Origin of the sequence: Sneathiella sp. HT1-7 (assembly GCF_020731145.1) — a bacterium.
Lineage (GTDB): Bacteria > Pseudomonadota > Alphaproteobacteria > Sneathiellales > Sneathiellaceae > Sneathiella.
On sequence record NZ_JAJFZN010000003.1, the window covers coordinates 398,150 to 417,270 of the forward strand.

Consider the following 19,121-nt stretch of genomic DNA (forward strand, 5'->3'; position numbering starts at 1 on the left):
ATGAGATGCCTAGATGGCGGAAATATTCCGCTGTTTCGCCTTGCCGGAGCCGAGTGCGGAGAGAGCCGCTTCGACGATCTGCGCGTGATTGACACCGGCCTCATCATACATATCCTCGATCTGTTGTTGATCGATATAGGCATCTTTCATGCAAAGTGGCCGGATTTTCAGCCCGTCATCCAGAAGACCGTTCATGGCTAGGAACTGCATCACATGGCTGCCGAAGCCGCCAACGGCACCCTCTTCAACGGTGATCAGAACGTCATGATGGGTGGCGAGATCGCGGATAAGTTCTTCATCGAGTGGTTTACAAAAACGCGCATCGGCGACGGAGGTTGATATACCCTTTGCTTCCAATTCTTCTGCCGCAATCAAGGCCTCTTTCAGCCGGGTTCCAAAGGAAAGAATAGCGATGTTATCGCCCCGCTTTATCAATCGGCCCTTGCCGATTTCCAGCACGTTGCCCGTCTCGGGCAAGTCGATGCCAATACCTTCGCCGCGCGGATAGCGAAAAGCGCAAGGCCCTTCATTATAGGCGGCCGCCGTTGCGACCATATGTTTCAACTCGGCCTCATCCGCCGGGGCCATAACCATCATGTTCGGTAGCGTGGCGAGATATGTAATATCGAAGGAACCGGCATGGGTCGCCCCGTCTGCCCCAACAAGGCCGGCCCGGTCCATGGCAAAACGTACCGGCAGGTTCTGGATCGAGACATCATGCACAACCTGATCATAGCCGCGCTGAAGGAAAGTGGAATAGATGGCTACGAACGGCTTTAACCCCTCCGTTGCCATACCGGCGGCGAAAGTCACCGCATGCTGTTCAGCAATACCTACATCGAAGCAGCGGCTTGCGAATTCATTCGCGAACTGATCAAGGCCGGTGCCGTCCGGCATGGCGGCGGTGACAGCAACGATTTTATCGTCGCGGCGCGCTTCCTCAATAAGGCTCTGCGCAAAGACCTTGGTATAGGAGGGGGCATTCGGTTTTGCTTTTGCCTGTGCCCCGGTAATGACATCAAACTTGGAAACACCATGATATTTATCAGCAGCGGCCTCGGCGGGCGGGTAGCCTTTGCCCTTCTGCGTGACGCAATGGATCAGGATCGGCCCAAATTTTGATTCTCGCGCATTTTTCAGGACGGGGATAAGATGTTCCAGATTGTGACCGTCAATCGGCCCGACATAATAAAAGCCGAGTTCCTCGAACAATGTGCCGCCGGTGACCATGCCGCGCGCGAATTCCTCGGCGCGCCGGGCTGTCCGTTCCAGCGGATCGGGTAGGAGAGAGGCAACCTGTTTTGCCAGCTCCCGCAGGTTACGATAAGGTTTGCCCGAAAGAAGCCGCGAGAGATAGGCGCTCATGGCACCGACAGGCGGCGCAATGGACATGTCGTTGTCATTGAGGATAACGATCTGCCGTGCATCCATGGCGCCGGCGTTGTTCATTGCCTCATAGGCCATGCCTGCGCTCAGCGCCCCGTCCCCGATTACGGAGATGACATTGTTGTCGCGACCTTGCAGATCCCGCCCTACTGCCATGCCGAGCCCGGCGGAAATTGATGTTGAGGAATGCGCCGCGCCAAAGGGGTCATATTCGCTCTCGGCCCGCTTGGTAAAGCCTGATAGACCATTCGGTTGTCGCAATGTACGGATGCGATCACGCCGTCCGGTCAGGATTTTGTGAGGATAGCATTGATGGCCGACATCCCAGATGAGCCGGTCTGCCGGAGTGTTAAAGACATGATGAAGCGCGACAGTCAATTCGACAACACCAAGACCTGCCCCCAGATGCCCGCCGGTCACTGACACGGCGCTGATCGTTTCCTGCCGCAACTCGTCGGCCAGCTGTACTAGCTCTGGCAGAGTCAGATCGCGCATCGCCTGCGGATAATCGATGGTGTCCAATAATGGGGTCGCCGGTCTCGTTGTCAAAATATTCACCCGTCTTCAGTTGCGGCGTTCTATTGCAAAGCGCGCGGCATGTCTTAACAGATCAGCCTTTGGTCCGAAAGGTCCTAGATGTTCGATCGACTGATCAACCAGCATGGCGGCGTGAACCTTTGCTTCTTCCAGTCCCATAAGAGATACGAAAGTCGCTTTCCCCGCAGCTTCGTCTTTGCCAGTTGCCTTGCCCATTTCCTCTGGGCTACCTTCAGTATCCAATATGTCATCCGCAATCTGAAAGGCCAGCCCTAAATCATGTGCGTAGGCCTTGAGTGCTTGCAGTTGTTGCGGTGATGCATGCCCAAGAATGGCCCCCGCCTCGCAGGCGAAGGTAATTAGTGCGCCGGTTTTGAGCTGCTGCAGTCGGGTAATGGTGACAATGTCGATATCATCGCCATCGGCAAAGATGTCCATCGTCTGTCCGCCGACCATGCCGCGTACGCCGATGGCATGAGATAGCTTTGCAACCAGCTTGATGCGGACTTCGGCGGAGGAGTGGGTTTTAGGATTACCGATAATCTCAAAGGCGAGCGATTGTAGCGCATCCCCGGCGAGTACGGCCGTTGCTTCGTCAAACTGTTTATGCACCGTCGGTTTCCCCCGGCGCATATCATCATCGTCCATGCAGGGAAGATCGTCATGAATAAGGGAATAGCTGTGGATAATCTCAAGTGCAGAGGCTACCCGCGTTGAATGCAGGCGTGGTACGCCAAAAAGATCTGCCGCCTGAATAACCAGAAAGGCGCGCAGCCGCTTCCCCCCAGATAGAACTGAATAGCGCATGGCTTCGTAAAGCTGCTTTTCCAGTCCGTTGTTTTCTGGCAGAAACTCGCGAAGCTCCCGATCCATCAACACGGCAGTCTGACGGAGGGCCTTGCCGAAATCATCTTCCATATTAATGTCTCAATCCACCGCACTCATGTCTATTCAACATTCGCCGGTTCGACCGACAGGTTACCATTCTTGCCGACGATCTTGTCGACCCGCTCCTGTGCGTTCCTGAGCTTGGCGTCGCAATGCTGTTTCAACAGGGACCCGCGGGTGTAGATATCGATCGACTGGTCGAGATCGACCTGGCCGGAATCGAGTTTTTCAACGATCTGCTCCAGTTCTTTCAGAGCCTCTTCAAAGCTCATCTTGGCGATATCAGCGGGGATTTCCTGGCTATTCGGGTCAGACATGATTTCTCCTTTGCCGTCTTATACTCTTCTCTTAAGTCCGGAGCAATGCTTTCACATGGGCGTCAACGCCATCGGCCAGCCCCTCCAGATCGTAGCCGCCTTCAAGTGCCGAAACAACACGTCCGCTCGCGTGCCGGTCGGCAATCGCCATGAGTTTCCGGGTCACCCAGCCAAAGTCTTTGCCAGTCAGGTTGAGATTGGCGAGCGGGTCTCTTTCATGGGCATCGAAGCCCGCGGAAATTATCAGTAATTCAGGTCGAAAGGTATCGAGAGCCGGCAGGATGACGTTGTCATAGGCCTCCCGGAAGGCGCGGGAGCCTGATCCGGCGGCGAGAGGAACATTCACAATATTGCCCACACCAGTTTCACTGGCATCACCTGTGCCGGGATAAAAGGGAGCCTGATGACTGGAGGCATAGAACAGCCCTGCGTCTTTTTCAAATATTGCCTGGGTGCCATTCCCGTGATGAACATCGAAATCGACTACTGCAATCCGTTCCAGTTTATATGTCTGTCGCGCGTAACACGCACCGACGGCGACATTGTTATACAGGCAAAATCCCATGGCGCAGTCCGCTTCAGCATGATGGCCGGGCGGGCGGATGGCACAAAAGGCGCTGGTTTTTGGCTCTTTCATTACAACGTCAATGGCTGCAACCACCGCCCCGGCGGCACGTAAGGCAGCCGATTGCGAACCGGGTGACATTTTAGTGTCAGGATCAAGATCGATAATACCTTCAACAGGGGCTCTTGCCACCAGCCGGTCAAGATGAGCCTCCGTATGGGCCAATGCGAGTTGCTCGCGCGTGGCGAGGGGGGCATCCCGGCGTTCCAGAGTTGGGAAATTTTCAAGGTCCAGTTGATGCAGGACAGCCCTCAGGCGATCTGCTCGTTCCGGATGCCCGGTACCAGTGTCATGAAACAGACAATCGCGATGTGTAAATAGATAGGTTGTCATGGGTCGCCAGTTTAGGGTTTCGAAAAATCATCAATTTTATGTATGTGCAGATTTTTTTGTTGCTTTTCAAGCAATTCAGCCTCAATTCTGTAAAGATACGTGCAGAGTGAAATGTAATACAAATGAACAAAACAGCACAATTGGCCATCATAGTGGTAATTGCCGCGTTGGGCTATGGGGCGTGGCACTATCAGGACCAGCTTCCCTTCATTGGCGGCGGTAACGGCGAAGCACAGGCCACCAAAGGTCCCAAGCGACCACCGCAGAATGTCATTGTTTCTGCGGTTGTGAGTAAGGCTTTGCCGCGTACCATCACGGCTATCGGTACCGCTCGGGCGAATGAATCGGTGGTGATCACCACAAAAGTCACCGGCAAAACCAGCAAGCTTGATTTCAATGAGGGGCAAAAAGTGAAGGTCGGCAAGCTGCTGGTTCAGCTTGACGATACGGAACTGCGCGCGAACTTAACCGAATCGCAGGCGGCACGCGACAATGCGCAGAAGCTCTATGACCGGGCGTTGAAGCTTTATGCCACGCGAAACGTAGCCAAGGCGCAGGTTGATTTGCTTCTTGCTGAGTTGCAGGCGGCGGAGGCGGCAGTTTCAGCGCAAAAAGCACGACTTAGTGACTATCGGATCGTGGCACCCTTTTCTGGCGTTCTCGGATTCCGGGAGGTGAGTGTTGGCTCGCTCGTGCAGCCGGGGGATATCATTACCACGCTCGACGATACGGATACGATCAAGGTGGATTTTGATCTGCCGGAAACTTATATCGCTGATGTCGGGCCGGGTCTGAAATTCTCTGCGAAGAATGCTGCCTATCGCGATCATGTATTCGAAGGGCAGGTCAATACCATCTCTACCCGGGTGAATGAATATACTCGTGCGGTTCGGGTGCGCGGATCGGTTCCGAATGGAGATGGGCTTTTGAAACCGGGTATGTTCCTCTCTGTCGAGTTGCAGATCAGTGTCGATGAGAATGCACTCCTGGTCTCTGAAGAGGCGGTTGTGCTTACGATTTCCGGGCCTATCGTCTATGCGGTAGTGAATGACAAAGCGGTGCGTACGCCGGTAAAAATTGGGCGCCGTATCAGAGGTTTCGTGGAAATTATTGAGGGATTGCAAGAAGGTGATCCGGTGATCACTGAAGGCCTTCAGAAGGTCAAGGATGGTGCACCTGTCAAACCGAGCGTGGCGGTTTCAACCTCTGAGGCATCGTAATGCGGTTGCCCGATCTCGCCATCAAGCGCCCGGTTCTGGCCATCGTTTTTTCGGCCGTTCTGGTCCTATTCGGGCTTTTTTCCTATCAATCCTTAAGCGTTCGGGAATATCCGGATATCGACAGCCCGAATGTCTCGATCCAGACCTCCTATCGAGGGGCATCGGCAGAAATTATCGAAAGCCAGATAACCCAGGTAATCGAGGATGCGGTTGCCGGAATCAGCGGTGTGGAACGAATTTCCTCCACCAGCCGGGAGGAGTATTCGACGGTCGGCGTGGAATTTTCGCTAAGCCGGGATATTGAATCTGCGACTAATGATGTGCGCGATCGTATTTCCCGCATCGTCAACCAACTTCCCGAAGAGGCCGACTCGCCGCGTATTTCAAAATCCGAGAGTGACGCGCGGCCCATCCTTTGGCTGTCTCTGACCAGTGACAGATTCAACCAGCTTGAACTCACTGATTATGCAGAACGAAACCTTGTCGATCCCCTCTCAACCGTTGATGGGGTAGCAAATGTGCGCATCGGTGGTGCACGTCGCTATGCCATGCGCATCTGGCTTGATACACCGGCAATGGCCGCACGCGGCGTAACGGTTGCGGATATTGAATTCGCCATTCGCGAACAAAATGTGCAGATTCCTTCCGGTCGAATTGAATCGAACATGCGGGAGTTCAGCATCAAGACACAGTCTGACCTCCGGACTGCGGAGGAATTCCGCCGGATCATCATCTATGATTATGCGGAGGGGCGGGTGCGCCTCGGCGATGTGGCTGAGGTGGAGATTGCGCCGGAAAATGATCGGACGAACCTTCGGGTTAACGGGCAAACAGCCATCGGCCTTGGCGTGGTTCGCCAATCGGGCGCCAATGTGCTGGAGGTTGCCAACGGCGTGAAGAAGATTGTCGAACGGCTGAAGAACAATCTTCCCACCGGCCTCGATATCCGGGTGTCATATGACCAGTCGGTCTTCATCAGCCAGTCTATCAAGGAGGTATTCTTCGCCCTCGGCGTTGCCATGATCCTTGTTATCCTGGTTATCTTTTTCTTCCTGAGATCCATCGCGGCCACCTTTATTCCGGCCGTTGCAATCCCGGTATCGATCATTGCCACGCTGACAATTCTTGGGGCGCTTGATTATTCCGTAAATGTGCTGACGCTGCTTGCGCTGGTGCTTGCTATCGGTCTTGTTGTCGATGACGCAATTGTCGTGCTTGAGAATATCCACCGCAGGATTGAAGCGGGGGAGCCGCCGCTTCTTGCTGCGAGCCGGGGGGCGAAACAGGTCGGGTTTGCCGTTGTCGCGACGACCATCGTCTTGATCGCTGTCTTTATCCCGATTTCATTCCTCGATGGCACGACGGGCCGGTTATTCAGGGAATTTGGCGTTGCGGTTGCCGCCGCCGTGATGTTTTCCTCCTTCGTTGCATTGACACTGACGCCGATGCTTTGCTCAAAGCTACTCGTTGAGACGAATAAGGAAGGCTGGTTCTATAAATCGACGGAGCGTCTATTCACTGGCCTCGCTACACTTTATGGCAATGCGTTGAAATGGACACTGAAAATACCACTGGTGGTCGTGGCAATTGCTATCGGGCTTTCGGCGTTGGCCTATAGTTTCTATGACGTTATCCCAAAGGAATTTGCCCCGACGGAGGATCGCGGTGTCTTTTATATGCCGGTGAAAGGCCCTGAAGGGGCCACCATGGAATATACGCGTAATAATGTCGACAGGATCGAGGAGGTATTGAAACCTCTCGAAGAAAGTGGTGAGGCTTCGCGCCTTTTTGCTTTTCTTGGCACCTTCCGTCAGCCCGGACCGGTGAATGAGGCCTTCATGCTCGTGGGACTAGTCCCTTGGGAAGAGCGGTCGCGGTCGCAACAGGAAATCGTTAATGAGGTGTTCCCTAAACTGCTCGCCATTCCGGGTGTGAAAGTTTTTGCAATCAACCCCGCCAGTCTTGGTCAGCGCGGTTTTTCCGCTCCGGTCCGAATTATTATTGGCGGTCCCTCCTATGACGTCATCAATGAATGGGTGGACAGGGTTATCGCCCGGGCGCAGGAAAATCCGCAGCTTCTTAACATCACCAAGGATTTTGAGGAAACCCAGCCGCAGATCCATCTGGATATTGATCGGGCGCGAGCCTCTAACCTTGGGGTCACGATTGAGACGATTGGCCGAACCCTTGAAACACTGATGGGCGCGCGCAATGTCACGACCTATGATCAAGGAGGCAAGCAGTATGAAGTCATTGTTCAGGCCCGCAAAGAAGATCGCGGAAGCCGGGATGATCTGTCGAACGTCTATGTCCGCTCAGAGGTTGCAGATCAGCTGATCCCGCTCTCGGGTTTTGTGACACTAAGGGAAGAGGCCGGGCCGGGTGAACTCAAACGTACCGACCGACTTCGTACGATTGAAATATCGGCCTCTCTCGGGCCGGACTACACGTTGGAGAAGGCGCTCAATTATCTGGAAACCATCGTCCGCGAAGAAGCCGGAGAAGAAGCGACAATCTCCTACGATGGCCTTAGTCGCTCATATAAGGATTCCAATCAGGCATTGGTCTTCACCTTTGTGACGGCGCTTCTCGTGGTGTTTCTTGCTCTTGCCGCGCAGTTTGAAAGCTTCATCCACCCTATGATTATCATGACGACGGTGCCGCTCGCTATTACCGGCGCGCTGGGCTCTATCCTGCTGGCTGGGCTGACGCTCAATATCTATAGCCAGATCGGGATGATCATGCTGATCGGACTGACGGCGAAGAATGCTATTTTGATTGTGGAGTTTGCGAACCAGCTCCGGGATGAAGGCGCGGATATCCTGACCGCGATACAGGAGGCGGCGATCATCCGTCTGCGCCCGATCCTGATGACGACAATTTCAACGGCCCTTGGGGCGGTGCCACTTGCCATTGCGACTGGTGCTGGCGCTGAAAGCCGGGAAGCAATTGGCATTGTCATTATCGGCGGTATGATATTCTCGACCATTCTGTCTTTGTTCGTTGTGCCGGTGGTATACATCCTGTTGGCCCGCTTCAGCCGTCCTTCTGGTTATCTTGCTGCGCGGCTGAATGAGCTCGAAACTGCGCATTCGGATATCCACAAATAGGGTAAGCGGGAAACCGATGGGATTGATTTTTAGCAGCGGACGGTAATCGCTGTTCCATCGTGGGGCGAGCGCGGCTATGATAGGCGCGGCTTAGATGTTTGGGCGCCTTATTTTTCAAGGAACAGGTTAAATGTCAGACAAGGGGAAATTTCTATTGCTGACCGGTGCGAGCCGGGGAATTGGGCATGCCACGGTCAAACGATTTAGTGCCGCAGGCTGGCGGGTTCTGACCGTGTCGCGACAGGAATTTTCTGAATATTGCCCCTGGGAGGGTGGCGAGAAGGATCATTTGCAGATTGATCTGGCGGATATCGAAGCCTTGCCAACGGCGATTGAGCATATCCGAGAGAAGTTGGAGGGGGCACCTCTGCATGCGCTGGTGAATAACGCCGGAGTGTCGCCAAAGGGGCCGGAGGGAGCGCGGTTCAGCACGCTCAATTCCTCTTATGCCGATTGGCTGCATGTCTATAACGTCAATCTTTTTGCGCCGTTGATGTTGGCACAGGGTCTGTTTGACGAACTGGTTGCCGCGAAAGGGACGATCGTTAATGTCACGTCGATCGCGGGTAGCCGGGTGCATCCCTTCGCGGGATCAGCTTATGGAACATCGAAGGCAGCGCTTTCCGCGCTTACACGAGAGATGGCGGCAGATTTCGGACCTCATGGAGTAAGGGTCAACGCCATTGCGCCCGGAGAGATCGACACATCGATCCTCTCTCCCGGCACAGAGGATATGATTCAGGATATTCCGCTTCGCCGCCTAGGAAAACCGGAGGAAGTTGCTTCCACCATTTATTTCCTCTGCGATGCACCGTCATCCTATGTGACAGGCGCGGAGATCCATATCAACGGCGGCCAGCATGTGTAGTTGGATCGTGAAGTGAATGGTTCCGATAAATATCTGACGCGGCTGATTGAACGCTTTTATCATGATGCCTGGAACAGAAGGGGCGAGGATTGTGCCCGTGAGATTCTGCACAAAGATTTTGATTTTCGGGGGTCCCTTGGTCCCGTCCGTGTAGGGCCGGAGGGGTTTATCCAGTATATGCGTGAACTCTGGATCGGCCTTCCTGACTTTCGCTGCGATATCGAGGATGTCGTGGATGAGGGCGACAGCGCTGCCGCAAGGATGAAGTTTTCCGGCACGCATAAGGGGTCATTCTACGGCGTTCCAGGAACGGGCAAGACAATCATCTGGGCGGGCGGCGCCTTCTTCAAGGGCAATGGGAAGCAGATCACGGCGCTCTGGGTGTTGGGGGATATTGACGCCATAAAGCGCCAGCTTGGCCCATCGGCGAACTCTAATTTTGCCTGAATGAAATAACCATGAACCTCCCCGGAACTGCAGGCTATGTCGAAGCAGCGGAGTGACTGATTCCGCGTTATGAGGCGCTGGAATTTGACGAGCTGCATGCCGTCATACTTGATTTGATGCCGCAAAAGCCGCTCCGGTTACTGGATATCGGGGCAGGCACGGGGCGGGATGCGGCCTGTTTTGCGGTGCAAGGCCATCAGGTAACCGCCGCCGAGCCGACCGATGCCTTTCGCCTTGCAGGGATGCGCCTTCATGCTGCTCATGATATCGAGTGGATTGATGACGGTCTGCCGCACCTTGCGGCACTTTCGGGGCAAGACAATGCATTTGATTTTGTTCTACTCACAGGTGTCTGGATGCATCTGGACAAGGCGGAGCGGATGACCGCGATGCCGGTGCTTGCCTCTCTCATGGCGCCGGGCGCGCGTCTCATCATGTCGCTTCGTCATGGGCCGGTGCCGGAAGGGCGACGGATGTTTGAGGTGACAGGAGAGGAGACAATTGATCTTGCTGAAGCGGCAGGCTTGAGCCTTCTGCGAAAGCGCTATACGGAGTCCATCCAGCCTGAAAATCGCGCCAACGGCGTGCACTGGACAATGCTCGCCTTTCGCCGCTAAGCGTTGAAAGCTTTTAGCGCGGTCATGGCGATATGCGGGTTTTCGACAATCGCCGGGTCGGTAAAACGGCCGTCTTTGATGCTTTGGAATCCCGGAATGTTTTCCATGTCCTCAGCATTGACAGTGCGAAACCCCATCGACCAGCCCGGAAAGTTGCGCTTTTCTGTTTTGCCCTTGCGCAGCAGGATAAGCCCATCATGGCGGTGATCCTTGCCAATCCGCTCATAGGCATTCTTAATGTTCTCCGCCCGGCCTTCCAACACCTGCATGAAGCTGCCGTCCTTATAAAGTAGCATGCCGGTGATATTGTCAGCGGTGTTGCGGGAGCGGCTCGTCTCTAGGATCGCCATTAGCTCCGCCTCATTCATGAGGTGGCTGGCTGTACTTACATAAACGAGATAGTGCACCTTCACGCTCCTCTCGTGGTGGCGGGATGGAAATAGTTTAGATTTCCTGCCAGTTTTCCCTGAACGCCATCGCGGCGATGTCGTCAAGGCCCTTGGTAAAGCGGTCGAACATTTCGTCGATTTCGCTTTCCGTGATGATCAACGGCGGGCAAAGGGCGAGATTGTCGCCTGCAACCGCCCGGCTGATAACGCCAGCGTCCTGCATGGCCTGCGCCGTTTTCGCACCTGCCTTGAATTTCGGGTCAAAGGAACGCTTGGTCTTTTTATCGGCCACCAGCTCAATCGCGCCGATCAGCCCCATGGAGCGAACTTCCCCGACTAGCGGATGATCCGTAAGGGCGTTGAACCGTTCGTTAAAGCGTTTTGAGACATGGCGCACATGGCCGAGGATATTGCGCTCCTCCATCAGTTCCATCGTCCGCATACCCACGGCGGCTGGCACCGGATGTCCGGAATAGGTGAAGCCATGGGCGAAAGCACCGTGTTTCTCACTCTGTTTGACCATCCCGTCGAATATATCCTGCGACACCATCACTGCCGAGATCGGCAAATAGGCGCTGGAGAGGGCCTTTGCGCAGGAGAGAATATCCGGCTGGATATCGAAGGTCTGCGAGCCCCACATCTGGCCTGTCCGTCCGAAACCACAGATCACTTCATCGGCGATCATCAGCACATCATATTTTTTCAGGACCGCCTGGATCTTCTCGAAATAGGTGGCCGGCGGAATAATTACGCCACCGGCGCCCATGATCGGCTCGGCGATAAAGGCGGCGACCGTGTCCGGCCCTTCCTTCAGGATCAGCTGTTCGAGGTCATCGGCGCAGCGTGCCGCGAATTCCTCCTCAGTCTCGCCATCCTTGCCATAGCGGTAGTAATGCGGGCAGGAGGTATGCAGGATATTCTGGATCGGCAGGTCGAAGTCGTTATGCAGCGGCGGCAGGCCGGTCAGGCTCGCGGCTGCGACCGTGACGCCATGATAGGCCTTCTGGCGGGAAATGATCTTCTTTTTCTTCGGACGACCAAGGCTGTTATTGTAATACCAGACAAGTTTGATGACCGTATCGTTAGCCTCTGATCCAGAGTTGGCAAAGAACACCTTCGAGAAGGGCGCGGGCGCAATTTCTAGGAGTTTCTCCGCTAGGCGTATTCCTGGCTCTGTCGATTTGCTGGCAAAGGAATGATAGAAGGGCAGCTTGCGCATCTGGTCGATGGCGGCCTCGATCAGCTCCTCTTCACCAAAACCGAAGGAGGCGCACCACAGACCGGCCAGTCCCTCAATATATTCCTTGCCGTCTTCATCAAAGACATGAACGCCCTTACCGGTTTCAATAATCAGCGGACCTTCGGTCAGATGGGTCGAGAGGTTGGTGTAGGAATGGATCAGGCTTTTCGCATCGCGTGCGGCAAGGGAATTCCCCTGAAGAAGGCTTGGGCTGCTCATTACAATATCCTCGAAAAAGAATTTGAAACGTTTCTATATTTGTAGAGCGAATATCCAGCCCCTGTCAAAGCCCGTTTACAACTATCTTGCCTGACTTCCCGCTCCATGGCTTAATAGACGAAATAATCGGGGAAGTGGTCGTATGAGTGAGTATTTTACCTATTCCGGTGCGGAAGGGCAGGCAATCCATATTTACCGGTGGATGGGTGAGAAAAAACCAAAAGCGATTGTACAGATCGCGCATGGTATGGCGGAACATGGGGCTCGTTATGAAAGGCTTGCCCGCGCACTCAATGAATTTGGCTATATCGTCTATGCGAATGACCATCGCGGCCACGGTCAGACGATTGCGGACGGAGAGGTGCCGGGCCACATGGGGGATGACGATGGCTGGAACAAAGCAGTTGAGGATATGTATCTGCTCAACCGGGAGGTCGCCTTAGAGCATCCGGGCCTGCCGATCCTGATGCTTGGTCATTCGATGGGTTCTTTCATGACGCAGCAATATATGGCGCAGCATGGGGAGACGATTGCCGGGGCTGCGCTCTCCGCGACCAACGGTCCGCCCGGCGCTATCGGCCGGATAGCCCAACTTGTTATCCGGTTTGAAAAGCTGCGCTTCGGTGCGCGCGGGCACAGCCCCATCATAGCGGGAATGACGTTTAAGACATTTAATAAGCAGTTTGCGCCGAACCGGACGGAATTTGACTGGCTCTCGCGGGACGAGGCAGAGGTCGATAAATATGTGACCGATCCGCTCTGCGGGTATGAGTGCTCGGTCGCAACCTGGCGCGGGCTTCTCGATGCACTCCCAAAAATTGCCGGTGCGTCGGCACTTAAAAAAATGAACAAACAAATGCCGATTTTTATCTTTAACGGGAGCGAGGACCCTGTCGGTGAGAATACGAAGGGTGTGAAGCGGCTCCTCGCGGCCTATCACCGACATGGTTTTACGCGAGTTACCCATAAGTTCTATGTCGGCGGTCGTCATGAGATGCTGAACGAGATCAACCGTGATGAGGTGACAACGGACTTCATCGCCTGGGCGAACAGCGTTATCGGCTGACCTCTTCGCATCGCGTCGGGCTGGACAGCAATAGTTTGTTGCCATAAGGTTTTTCCGCTCTCAATAAACAAGGAAAAACAACATGAGCGGACAGCCACAGGATCGTTATACCCTCATCGGCGGCAACGCCTCCCCTTATTCCCTGAAAATGCGCGCCCATATGCATTACCGGCGGCTGCCCTATGACTGGGTTCTTCGTTCGGAGGAAAATGATCATCTGCTGGAAGGATTGCGTCCGGTTCTTGTGCCGGTACTGAAGTTCCCAGAGGATGGCAGCCTGCATCTCGACAGCACGAGGCTTATCTATATGCTGGAGGAACGGCACTCCGACGACCGATCGGTCATTCCGGGCAATCCCGCCCATGCGTTCCTCGCCCACCTGGTTGAGGATATGGCCGACGAATGGGTTACCAAGATGATGTTTCATTACCGCTGGGCCTATGAGGCGGATATTCATTATGCCGCGCGTTGGATCGCCGATGACCGCTCCCCCAACGCCTCGGATGAGGAACGAGAGAAGTTTGCTGAATTTTTCACCGAGCGGCAGATAGGGCGCATGCCGCTTGTCGGCTGTACAGCGGAAAATGCTCCGATTATTGAGTCAGGCTTCCATCATATTCTCGCGCTGCTTCATGCGGATGTCGGTCAGTATAAGTATCTGTTCGGGACACGCCCCTCTATCGCAGATCTCGGCCTCTATGGGCAGCTCCGGACACTGTCTATCGATCCGACGCCGATGTCGATCATGCGGGAGGAAGCGCAACGGGCGGAAAGCTGGCTCAGGCAACTTGATGACGCCTCTGGCATTGAGGGGGACTGGTATGGCGTCGGCGACCTGCCGCCGATGACGAAGGGAATGATCACCTATTGCGCCGAAATTTACTTGCCCTTCCTTGCCGCGAATGCCACAGCGATTGAACGGGGCGAGGAGACATTTACAGCCGATCTTGATGGCAAGTCCTATTCGCAAGGGGTCTTTAGATATCAGGTCAAATGTCTGGGCGAGTTGAAAGCGCGCTACAAAGCGCTCCCCGAGGAGGCCAGATCTGTTGTTGATGACCTGATCGGGGAGGCGGGGATTAATATCCTGAGCTAGCCTTAAATTGAAAAGCCGCCGAGTTTGGTTTCCAGATACTCCATGATCCCTTCCTTGGCGCCTTCACGGCCAAGTCCGCTGTCCTTCATCCCACCGAAGGGCGCGGCGGCGCTGGTCGGGTTGATATCATTGATGCCGATGATGCCAAAGCGCAGCCCTTCGAACATCCGCATGGCGCGGGAGATATCGCGGGTATAGACGTAAGCCGCAAGGCCATATTCCGTATCGTTCGCCTTTTCCAGCACTTCCGCCTCACCCTCGAAACGGATGATCGGGGCGACGGGACCGAAGGTTTCCTCCCGATAGATCAGCATGTCTTCAGTGACATTGGCGAGGACAGTGGGGGCATAGAAATAACCCTTGTCGAGCCCGTTGGATTTAATCGGGACACCCCCAGTCACAAGTTCCGCGCCTTTGGAAATGGCGTCTTGGACCTGCCGTTCCACCTTGTCGATGGCCGTCTGATTGACGAGGGGGCCGATGGCGACACCGTCTTCAAATCCGCTGCCCGCCTTCATTTTGGAGACCCGTTCTTCGAAGGTGGCGACGAACTGGTCGTAGGAGCCATTCTGCACGAAGAAGCGGTTTGGGCTGATGCAGGCCTGTCCGGTGTTGAGGAATTTGACAAGCGATCCGCCTTTCGCCGCATGGGCCGGGTCGACATCCTCGAACACGACAAATGGCGCATGCCCACCCAGCTCTGCCGAGACGCGTTTCATATTGGCGCTGGCCTGACCGGTCAACATCTTGCCGACATTGGTGGAACCGGTGAAGGTGAGCTTGCGGACGGACGGATGGCTGGTGAACACTTCGCCAACCGGTTTCGGATCCGCCGCCGTGACCATATTGACCACCCCCGGCGGGATGCCCGCAGCCTCGAATATCTCGAACATCGCAATGGCGCAGAGCGGTGTGGCCTCGGCGGGTTTGAGGACGACTGTGCAACCTGCCGCGAGCGCCGGGCCTACTTTCCGCGTGATCATCGAGATCGGATAGTTCCAGGGGGTCACTGCTGCCACCACGCCGACGGGCTGATGCAGCACCATGAAGCGCTGATCCCCGCGCGCGGAAGGGAGGATTTCCCCGTTCACGCGTTTCGCTTCTTCCGCATACCAGAGCAGGAAGTCTGCGCCATACTGTACTTCATTGCGGGCTGCTTTCAGCGGCTTGCCCTGTTCCTCGGTCATCGTGCGGGCGAGGTCCTCTTTCCGCTCGATCATGATCTGGTAGGCCTTATAGAGATAGGCGCTCCGCTGATAAGCGGTGGTCTTCGACCAATCGCGGAAGGCAGCATCCGCCGCCTCGATCGCGCGGGTGGCCTCCGCCGCGCCGCCATCGGGGACCTGTTTGATCACATCTCCCGTCGCGGGATTGAAAACGTCAAAGCTGTTACCGTTGTCAGCGGCGACCCATTTTCCGTCTATATACATTTTTTGAAACCTTTCGCGTCGGCGGGAAATTCATATTCTTGATTTTTGCGCAGTCTACTTATTTATCCGCGCCAGTAAAGCGGGTCAATCTGCCGCATCTATGGCTTGACCCGCAAGGCGTGTCTGTTCCCGTTCCTTGATCATCCGGGAGGTGAGGCGGGAACCATCCTCGCTCCAGCCGGGCGGACCGAAGACATACATAAATCGAGCCTTGAGACTTTTTGCATGAATAAGGTCAGCAAAAATCCCGGCCCATTCATGAAAGGCAATAATCAGGGGATTAAAGCTGGCGATCTGCTTGACGATGCCATAGCGACAAGGTTCGGCTTTGTCTTCGGGCACGAAGCTGCCGAACAACTTGTCCCAGATGATAAATATTCCGGCATAGTTGGCATCGAGATAGCGCGGATTAACGGCGTGATGCACGCGGTGATGCGACGGTGTGTTCATCACGGCTTCAAACGGCTTCCACATCTTGTCAATCGCCTCGGTATGGATCCAGAACTGATAGACGAGGCTTATTCCTTTCTGGAAGACGATGAGGGCAAGCGGAAACCCGATGAAAGAGAGGACTAGCCAGAGTATCCAGGTGCCGGCGAGACCGCCCGTCCAGGTCTGTCGCAGAGCGGTTGTCAGGTTGTAGTATTGCGAGGAATGATGGTTGATATGCGCCGCCCACCAGATGCGATGCTCATGGCTGAGGCGGTGGAACCAGTAGTAGACGAAATCCTCCGCGAACAGGATCAGGACGAAAGCCCACCAGTGATAGCCGATATCAAACAGGCGATATTGATAAACCCAAATCGATACTGCGCCGACAATCCCGAAATTCACCAGCCCGATGGCAAAGTTGCCAAGCCCCATCATAAGCGAGGCGGCGCTGTCGCGCGCCTCGTAGTTGGATTTCTTGGGTGCATAGCGACCGATCACGGCCTCAATCAGGATTAGGAGGACGAAGGCCGGAATGGCGAATGTGACCGGATCAGGCAGCTGCATCTTTTTCTCCGTTAATCATTGCCTCAATGACCGTGCGTTCTGTCGCGGTGGTGGTGAATATGACTGGAGGATACGCAAATCCTTGCCGCGGGATATAAAGCGCGTTTTCCTGCCGCCAGTTCGTTTTGCCGATGTCGGCAGACTCAAGTATTTGCAGCACCAGCTTGTTCCCGAAGCCCCGAATGAGGCCCACGCCCCCAGAGTTGCGCCAGCGAACCAGAGCGAATTTTGCGTCTTTACTGATAACGGAATATTCGATTATCTCGTCTGGTTGCTGATGGCTGAGAAATTGCGCTACAGTCTCTTCTGTCAGTTCCGCATCCCGCCGGCCCGCCACCAGCCGGATGACGAGGATCACGATCAGTACCGCGCCTGCCGCGGCGGGCAAGAGTATCAGCGGATCGATGGCCATTCCCGAATGCCCCTTGATTCGTTATTTTCTGCGCTATTGATACAAAAATTATGAAGCTTTGACAAAATTCACGCATTTGGATCAGCTTGAGTGCACTGATCCCCTACGTAAATCATATGGAGTTGCGGCGAATGGACGCGAATCTTAAAGGGTCTTTACCTTGAGCGAGTGCGGTTTTATGCTGCGCGCAATAGTCTAACAAACAACAAACATGGGATAAACTTAATGCTAGGTCTTATTCAGGATCGGCCGCTGCTGATTTCTTCATTAATCGAATATTCGGGTCTTAATCATGGCGACGTGGAAATTGTTTCGCGCTCGGTTGAGGGGCCAATCCACCGCACCAATTACCGCAATGTAAACCTCCGGGCGAAAAAGCTGGCGCAGGCATTGGGTAAGCTCGGCGTGGAACTGGGGGACCGGATTGGGACGATTGCCTGGAATGGTTATCGCCATATGGAGATTTACTTCGGCGTGTCCGGCATGGGGGCCGTTTGCCATACGATCAACCCGCGGCTTTTTCCTGAGCAGATTGCCTATATCGTCAATCATGCCGAAGACAAATATATCTTCGTCGATTTGACCTTCGTGCCCCTGATTGAGGCGCTGAAGGATCACCTCAAAAACGTGAAAGGCTTTATCGTGATGACCGATGAGGCCCATATGCCGGAGAGCGCGCTTGATAACCTGCTGTGTTACGAGACACTGGTCGAAGCGGAAGATGGCGATTATGCCTGGCCGCAATTCGATGAAATGACGGCCTGCTCGCTTTGCTATACGTCCGGCACGACAGGCAACCCCAAGGGTGTTCTCTACGCCAACCGGTCAACCGTGCTGCATAGCTTCTGCGTCTGCGCCAACGATGGCCTTGGAGTAAGTAACCGAGATAGCATTCTGGCGGTGGTGCCGATGTTCCACGCCAACGCCTGGGGTCTGCCATATGCCGCTGCCATGTGCGGGGCGAAAATGGTGATGCCGGGCGCGGCAATGGACGGCCCCTCGCTTTACGAATTGATGGAGGCGGAAGGCGTGACATTGTCGGCCGGTGTGCCGACCATCTGGATGATGCTGCTGGGTCATGTGAAGGAGAATAACCTCAAATTTTCAACGATGAAGCGCACAGTGATTGGCGGTTCCGCTGCACCACGGTCGATGATTGAAACCTTTGTTGACGGTCATGGGGTCGAGGTAATTCACGCCTGGGGCATGACGGAAACAAGCCCGCTCGGCACGACCGGCAATCTTCTCAAGAAGCATGAAAATCTCTCTGAGAAGGAAAGAACTGATATCCGTGTCAAACAGGGACGAACAGTTTTTGGGGTTGAACTTAAGATCACCGGGGATGACGGCGAGGAACTGCCGCGCGATGGCGTTGCCTTCGGCGACCTTAAAGTGCGCGGCCCATGGATCACCAGCGGATATTTCAAGGGGGAGGGAGGCCAAGTCCTCGACGACGACGGCTGGTTCACCACCGGCGACGTTGGCACCATTGACCCAGATGGCTATATGCAGATCACCGACCGCTCTAAGGATGTGATCAAGTCGGGCGGGGAGTGGATATCCTCCATCGATGTGGAGAATGAAGCACTCGGCTGCCCGGGCATTGTTGAGGCCGCCGTGATCGCCATTCCGCATCCGAAATGGGACGAGCGCCCATTGGTTATTGCTGTGAAGGAGAAGGATCACGCTGTGACACGCGAAGATGTGCTTCATCATCTGGAGAACAGCCTTGCAAAATGGCAGCTCCCTGATGATGTGGTTTTCGTTGACGAACTCCCACATACCGCGACAGGCAAGCTCTTGAAGACCAAGCTCCGTGAGGACTTCAAGGACTACAAACTGCCAACAGCCTGATCGGGTATTAACTGCAAGGAAAGCCGGGTCCTGCCCGGCTTTTTCTTTTCTACTCAACGGTTACAAGAAAA

At 54.8% G+C, this 19,121-nt stretch carries 17 protein-coding genes; 8 read left to right on the top strand and 9 right to left on the bottom strand.

What is annotated here, in order from left to right; genetic code table 11:
- Positions 1 to 9: 9 nt before the first annotated feature.
- Genes dxs through LKE13_RS11645 form a run of 4 tightly spaced genes read right to left on the bottom strand, consistent with a single transcriptional unit; the run spans position 10 to position 4,086 of the window.
- On the bottom strand, positions 10 to 1,935 hold the full coding sequence (gene dxs, locus LKE13_RS11630) for a 1-deoxy-D-xylulose-5-phosphate synthase (RefSeq protein WP_265334867.1): 1,926 nt from the start codon (positions 1,933 to 1,935) through the stop codon (positions 10 to 12).
- A 15-nt stretch (positions 1,936 to 1,950) separates the two neighbouring features.
- Complete coding sequence (locus LKE13_RS11635; RefSeq protein ID WP_227951522.1) at positions 1,951 to 2,841, bottom strand: polyprenyl synthetase family protein; 891 nt, start codon at positions 2,839 to 2,841, stop codon at positions 1,951 to 1,953.
- A gap of 29 nt (positions 2,842 to 2,870) precedes the next feature.
- Complete coding sequence (locus LKE13_RS11640; protein ID WP_227951524.1) at positions 2,871 to 3,128, bottom strand: exodeoxyribonuclease VII small subunit; 258 nt, start codon at positions 3,126 to 3,128, stop codon at positions 2,871 to 2,873.
- Positions 3,129 to 3,159: 31 nt separating this feature from the next.
- The gene (locus LKE13_RS11645; protein ID WP_227951526.1) at positions 3,160 to 4,086 is read right to left on the bottom strand and encodes a histone deacetylase family protein; all 927 of its coding nucleotides are present in this window, start codon (positions 4,084 to 4,086) and stop codon (positions 3,160 to 3,162) included.
- A 122-nt stretch (positions 4,087 to 4,208) separates the two neighbouring features.
- On the opposite strand from LKE13_RS11645, the gene LKE13_RS11650 reads away from it, so the two are divergent.
- The 5 genes from LKE13_RS11650 to LKE13_RS11670 all read left to right on the top strand — a co-directional run bounded on the left by LKE13_RS11650 (position 4,209) and on the right by LKE13_RS11670 (position 10,348).
- Entirely contained in the window at positions 4,209 to 5,306 is a 1,098-nt protein-coding gene (locus LKE13_RS11650) for an efflux RND transporter periplasmic adaptor subunit (RefSeq protein WP_227951529.1), read from the top strand.
- Positions 5,306 to 8,416 (top strand): efflux RND transporter permease subunit, encoded by a 3,111-nt coding sequence (locus tag LKE13_RS11655; RefSeq protein WP_227951531.1) that lies wholly within the window; start codon positions 5,306 to 5,308, stop codon positions 8,414 to 8,416. The genes LKE13_RS11650 and LKE13_RS11655 overlap by 1 nt, the downstream gene beginning before the upstream one ends.
- Positions 8,417 to 8,546: 130 nt before the next feature.
- Positions 8,547 to 9,284, top strand: coding sequence for an SDR family NAD(P)-dependent oxidoreductase (locus LKE13_RS11660; protein ID WP_227951533.1), 738 nt, complete (start codon positions 8,547 to 8,549; stop codon positions 9,282 to 9,284).
- Positions 9,285 to 9,296: 12 nt separating this feature from the next.
- The gene (locus LKE13_RS11665) at positions 9,297 to 9,731 is read left to right on the top strand and encodes an ester cyclase (protein ID WP_227951536.1); all 435 of its coding nucleotides are present in this window, start codon (positions 9,297 to 9,299) and stop codon (positions 9,729 to 9,731) included.
- Between the two features lie 92 nt (positions 9,732 to 9,823).
- A complete protein-coding gene (locus tag LKE13_RS11670) occupies positions 9,824 to 10,348 on the top strand; it encodes a class I SAM-dependent methyltransferase (protein WP_227951919.1) in 525 nt (174 codons plus the stop codon).
- Here LKE13_RS11670 and LKE13_RS11675 read toward each other — a convergent pair.
- Both LKE13_RS11675 and LKE13_RS11680 read right to left on the bottom strand, forming a co-directional pair.
- Positions 10,345 to 10,755 carry a BLUF domain-containing protein gene (locus LKE13_RS11675; protein ID WP_227951538.1) on the bottom strand — a complete coding sequence of 137 codons (411 nt, stop codon included), beginning with the start codon at positions 10,753 to 10,755 and terminating at the stop codon, positions 10,345 to 10,347. The genes LKE13_RS11670 and LKE13_RS11675 overlap by 4 nt on opposite strands.
- Before the next feature lie 37 nt (positions 10,756 to 10,792).
- On the bottom strand, positions 10,793 to 12,196 hold the full coding sequence (locus tag LKE13_RS11680) for an aspartate aminotransferase family protein (RefSeq protein ID WP_227951540.1): 1,404 nt from the start codon (positions 12,194 to 12,196) through the stop codon (positions 10,793 to 10,795).
- A 142-nt stretch (positions 12,197 to 12,338) separates the two neighbouring features.
- Between LKE13_RS11680 and LKE13_RS11685 the strand changes: the two genes are divergently transcribed.
- Both LKE13_RS11685 and LKE13_RS11690 read left to right on the top strand, forming a co-directional pair.
- Positions 12,339 to 13,262, top strand: coding sequence for an alpha/beta hydrolase (locus tag LKE13_RS11685; protein WP_227951542.1), 924 nt, complete (start codon positions 12,339 to 12,341; stop codon positions 13,260 to 13,262).
- Between the two features lie 82 nt (positions 13,263 to 13,344).
- The gene (locus LKE13_RS11690; protein WP_227951544.1) at positions 13,345 to 14,358 is read left to right on the top strand and encodes a glutathione S-transferase N-terminal domain-containing protein; all 1,014 of its coding nucleotides are present in this window, start codon (positions 13,345 to 13,347) and stop codon (positions 14,356 to 14,358) included.
- A gap of 2 nt (positions 14,359 to 14,360) precedes the next feature.
- On the opposite strand, the gene LKE13_RS11695 is transcribed toward LKE13_RS11690, so the two are convergent.
- From LKE13_RS11695 to LKE13_RS11705, 3 genes are all read right to left on the bottom strand, one after another.
- Positions 14,361 to 15,788: an NAD-dependent succinate-semialdehyde dehydrogenase gene (locus LKE13_RS11695; protein WP_227951546.1), complete on the bottom strand. Its 1,428-nt coding sequence runs from the start codon at positions 15,786 to 15,788 to the stop codon at positions 14,361 to 14,363.
- An 84-nt stretch (positions 15,789 to 15,872) separates the two neighbouring features.
- On the bottom strand, positions 15,873 to 16,784 hold the full coding sequence (locus LKE13_RS11700) for a sterol desaturase family protein (protein ID WP_227951548.1): 912 nt from the start codon (positions 16,782 to 16,784) through the stop codon (positions 15,873 to 15,875).
- Positions 16,771 to 17,196 carry a hypothetical protein gene (locus tag LKE13_RS11705; protein WP_227951549.1) on the bottom strand — a complete coding sequence of 142 codons (426 nt, stop codon included), beginning with the start codon at positions 17,194 to 17,196 and terminating at the stop codon, positions 16,771 to 16,773. Before LKE13_RS11705 ends, LKE13_RS11700 begins: the two co-directional genes overlap by 14 nt.
- Positions 17,197 to 17,421: 225 nt before the next feature.
- Between LKE13_RS11705 and LKE13_RS11710 the strand changes: the two genes are divergently transcribed.
- On the top strand, positions 17,422 to 19,050 hold the full coding sequence (locus LKE13_RS11710) for a 3-(methylthio)propionyl-CoA ligase (RefSeq protein WP_227951550.1): 1,629 nt from the start codon (positions 17,422 to 17,424) through the stop codon (positions 19,048 to 19,050).
- The last annotated feature ends 71 nt before the right edge of the window (positions 19,051 to 19,121 follow it).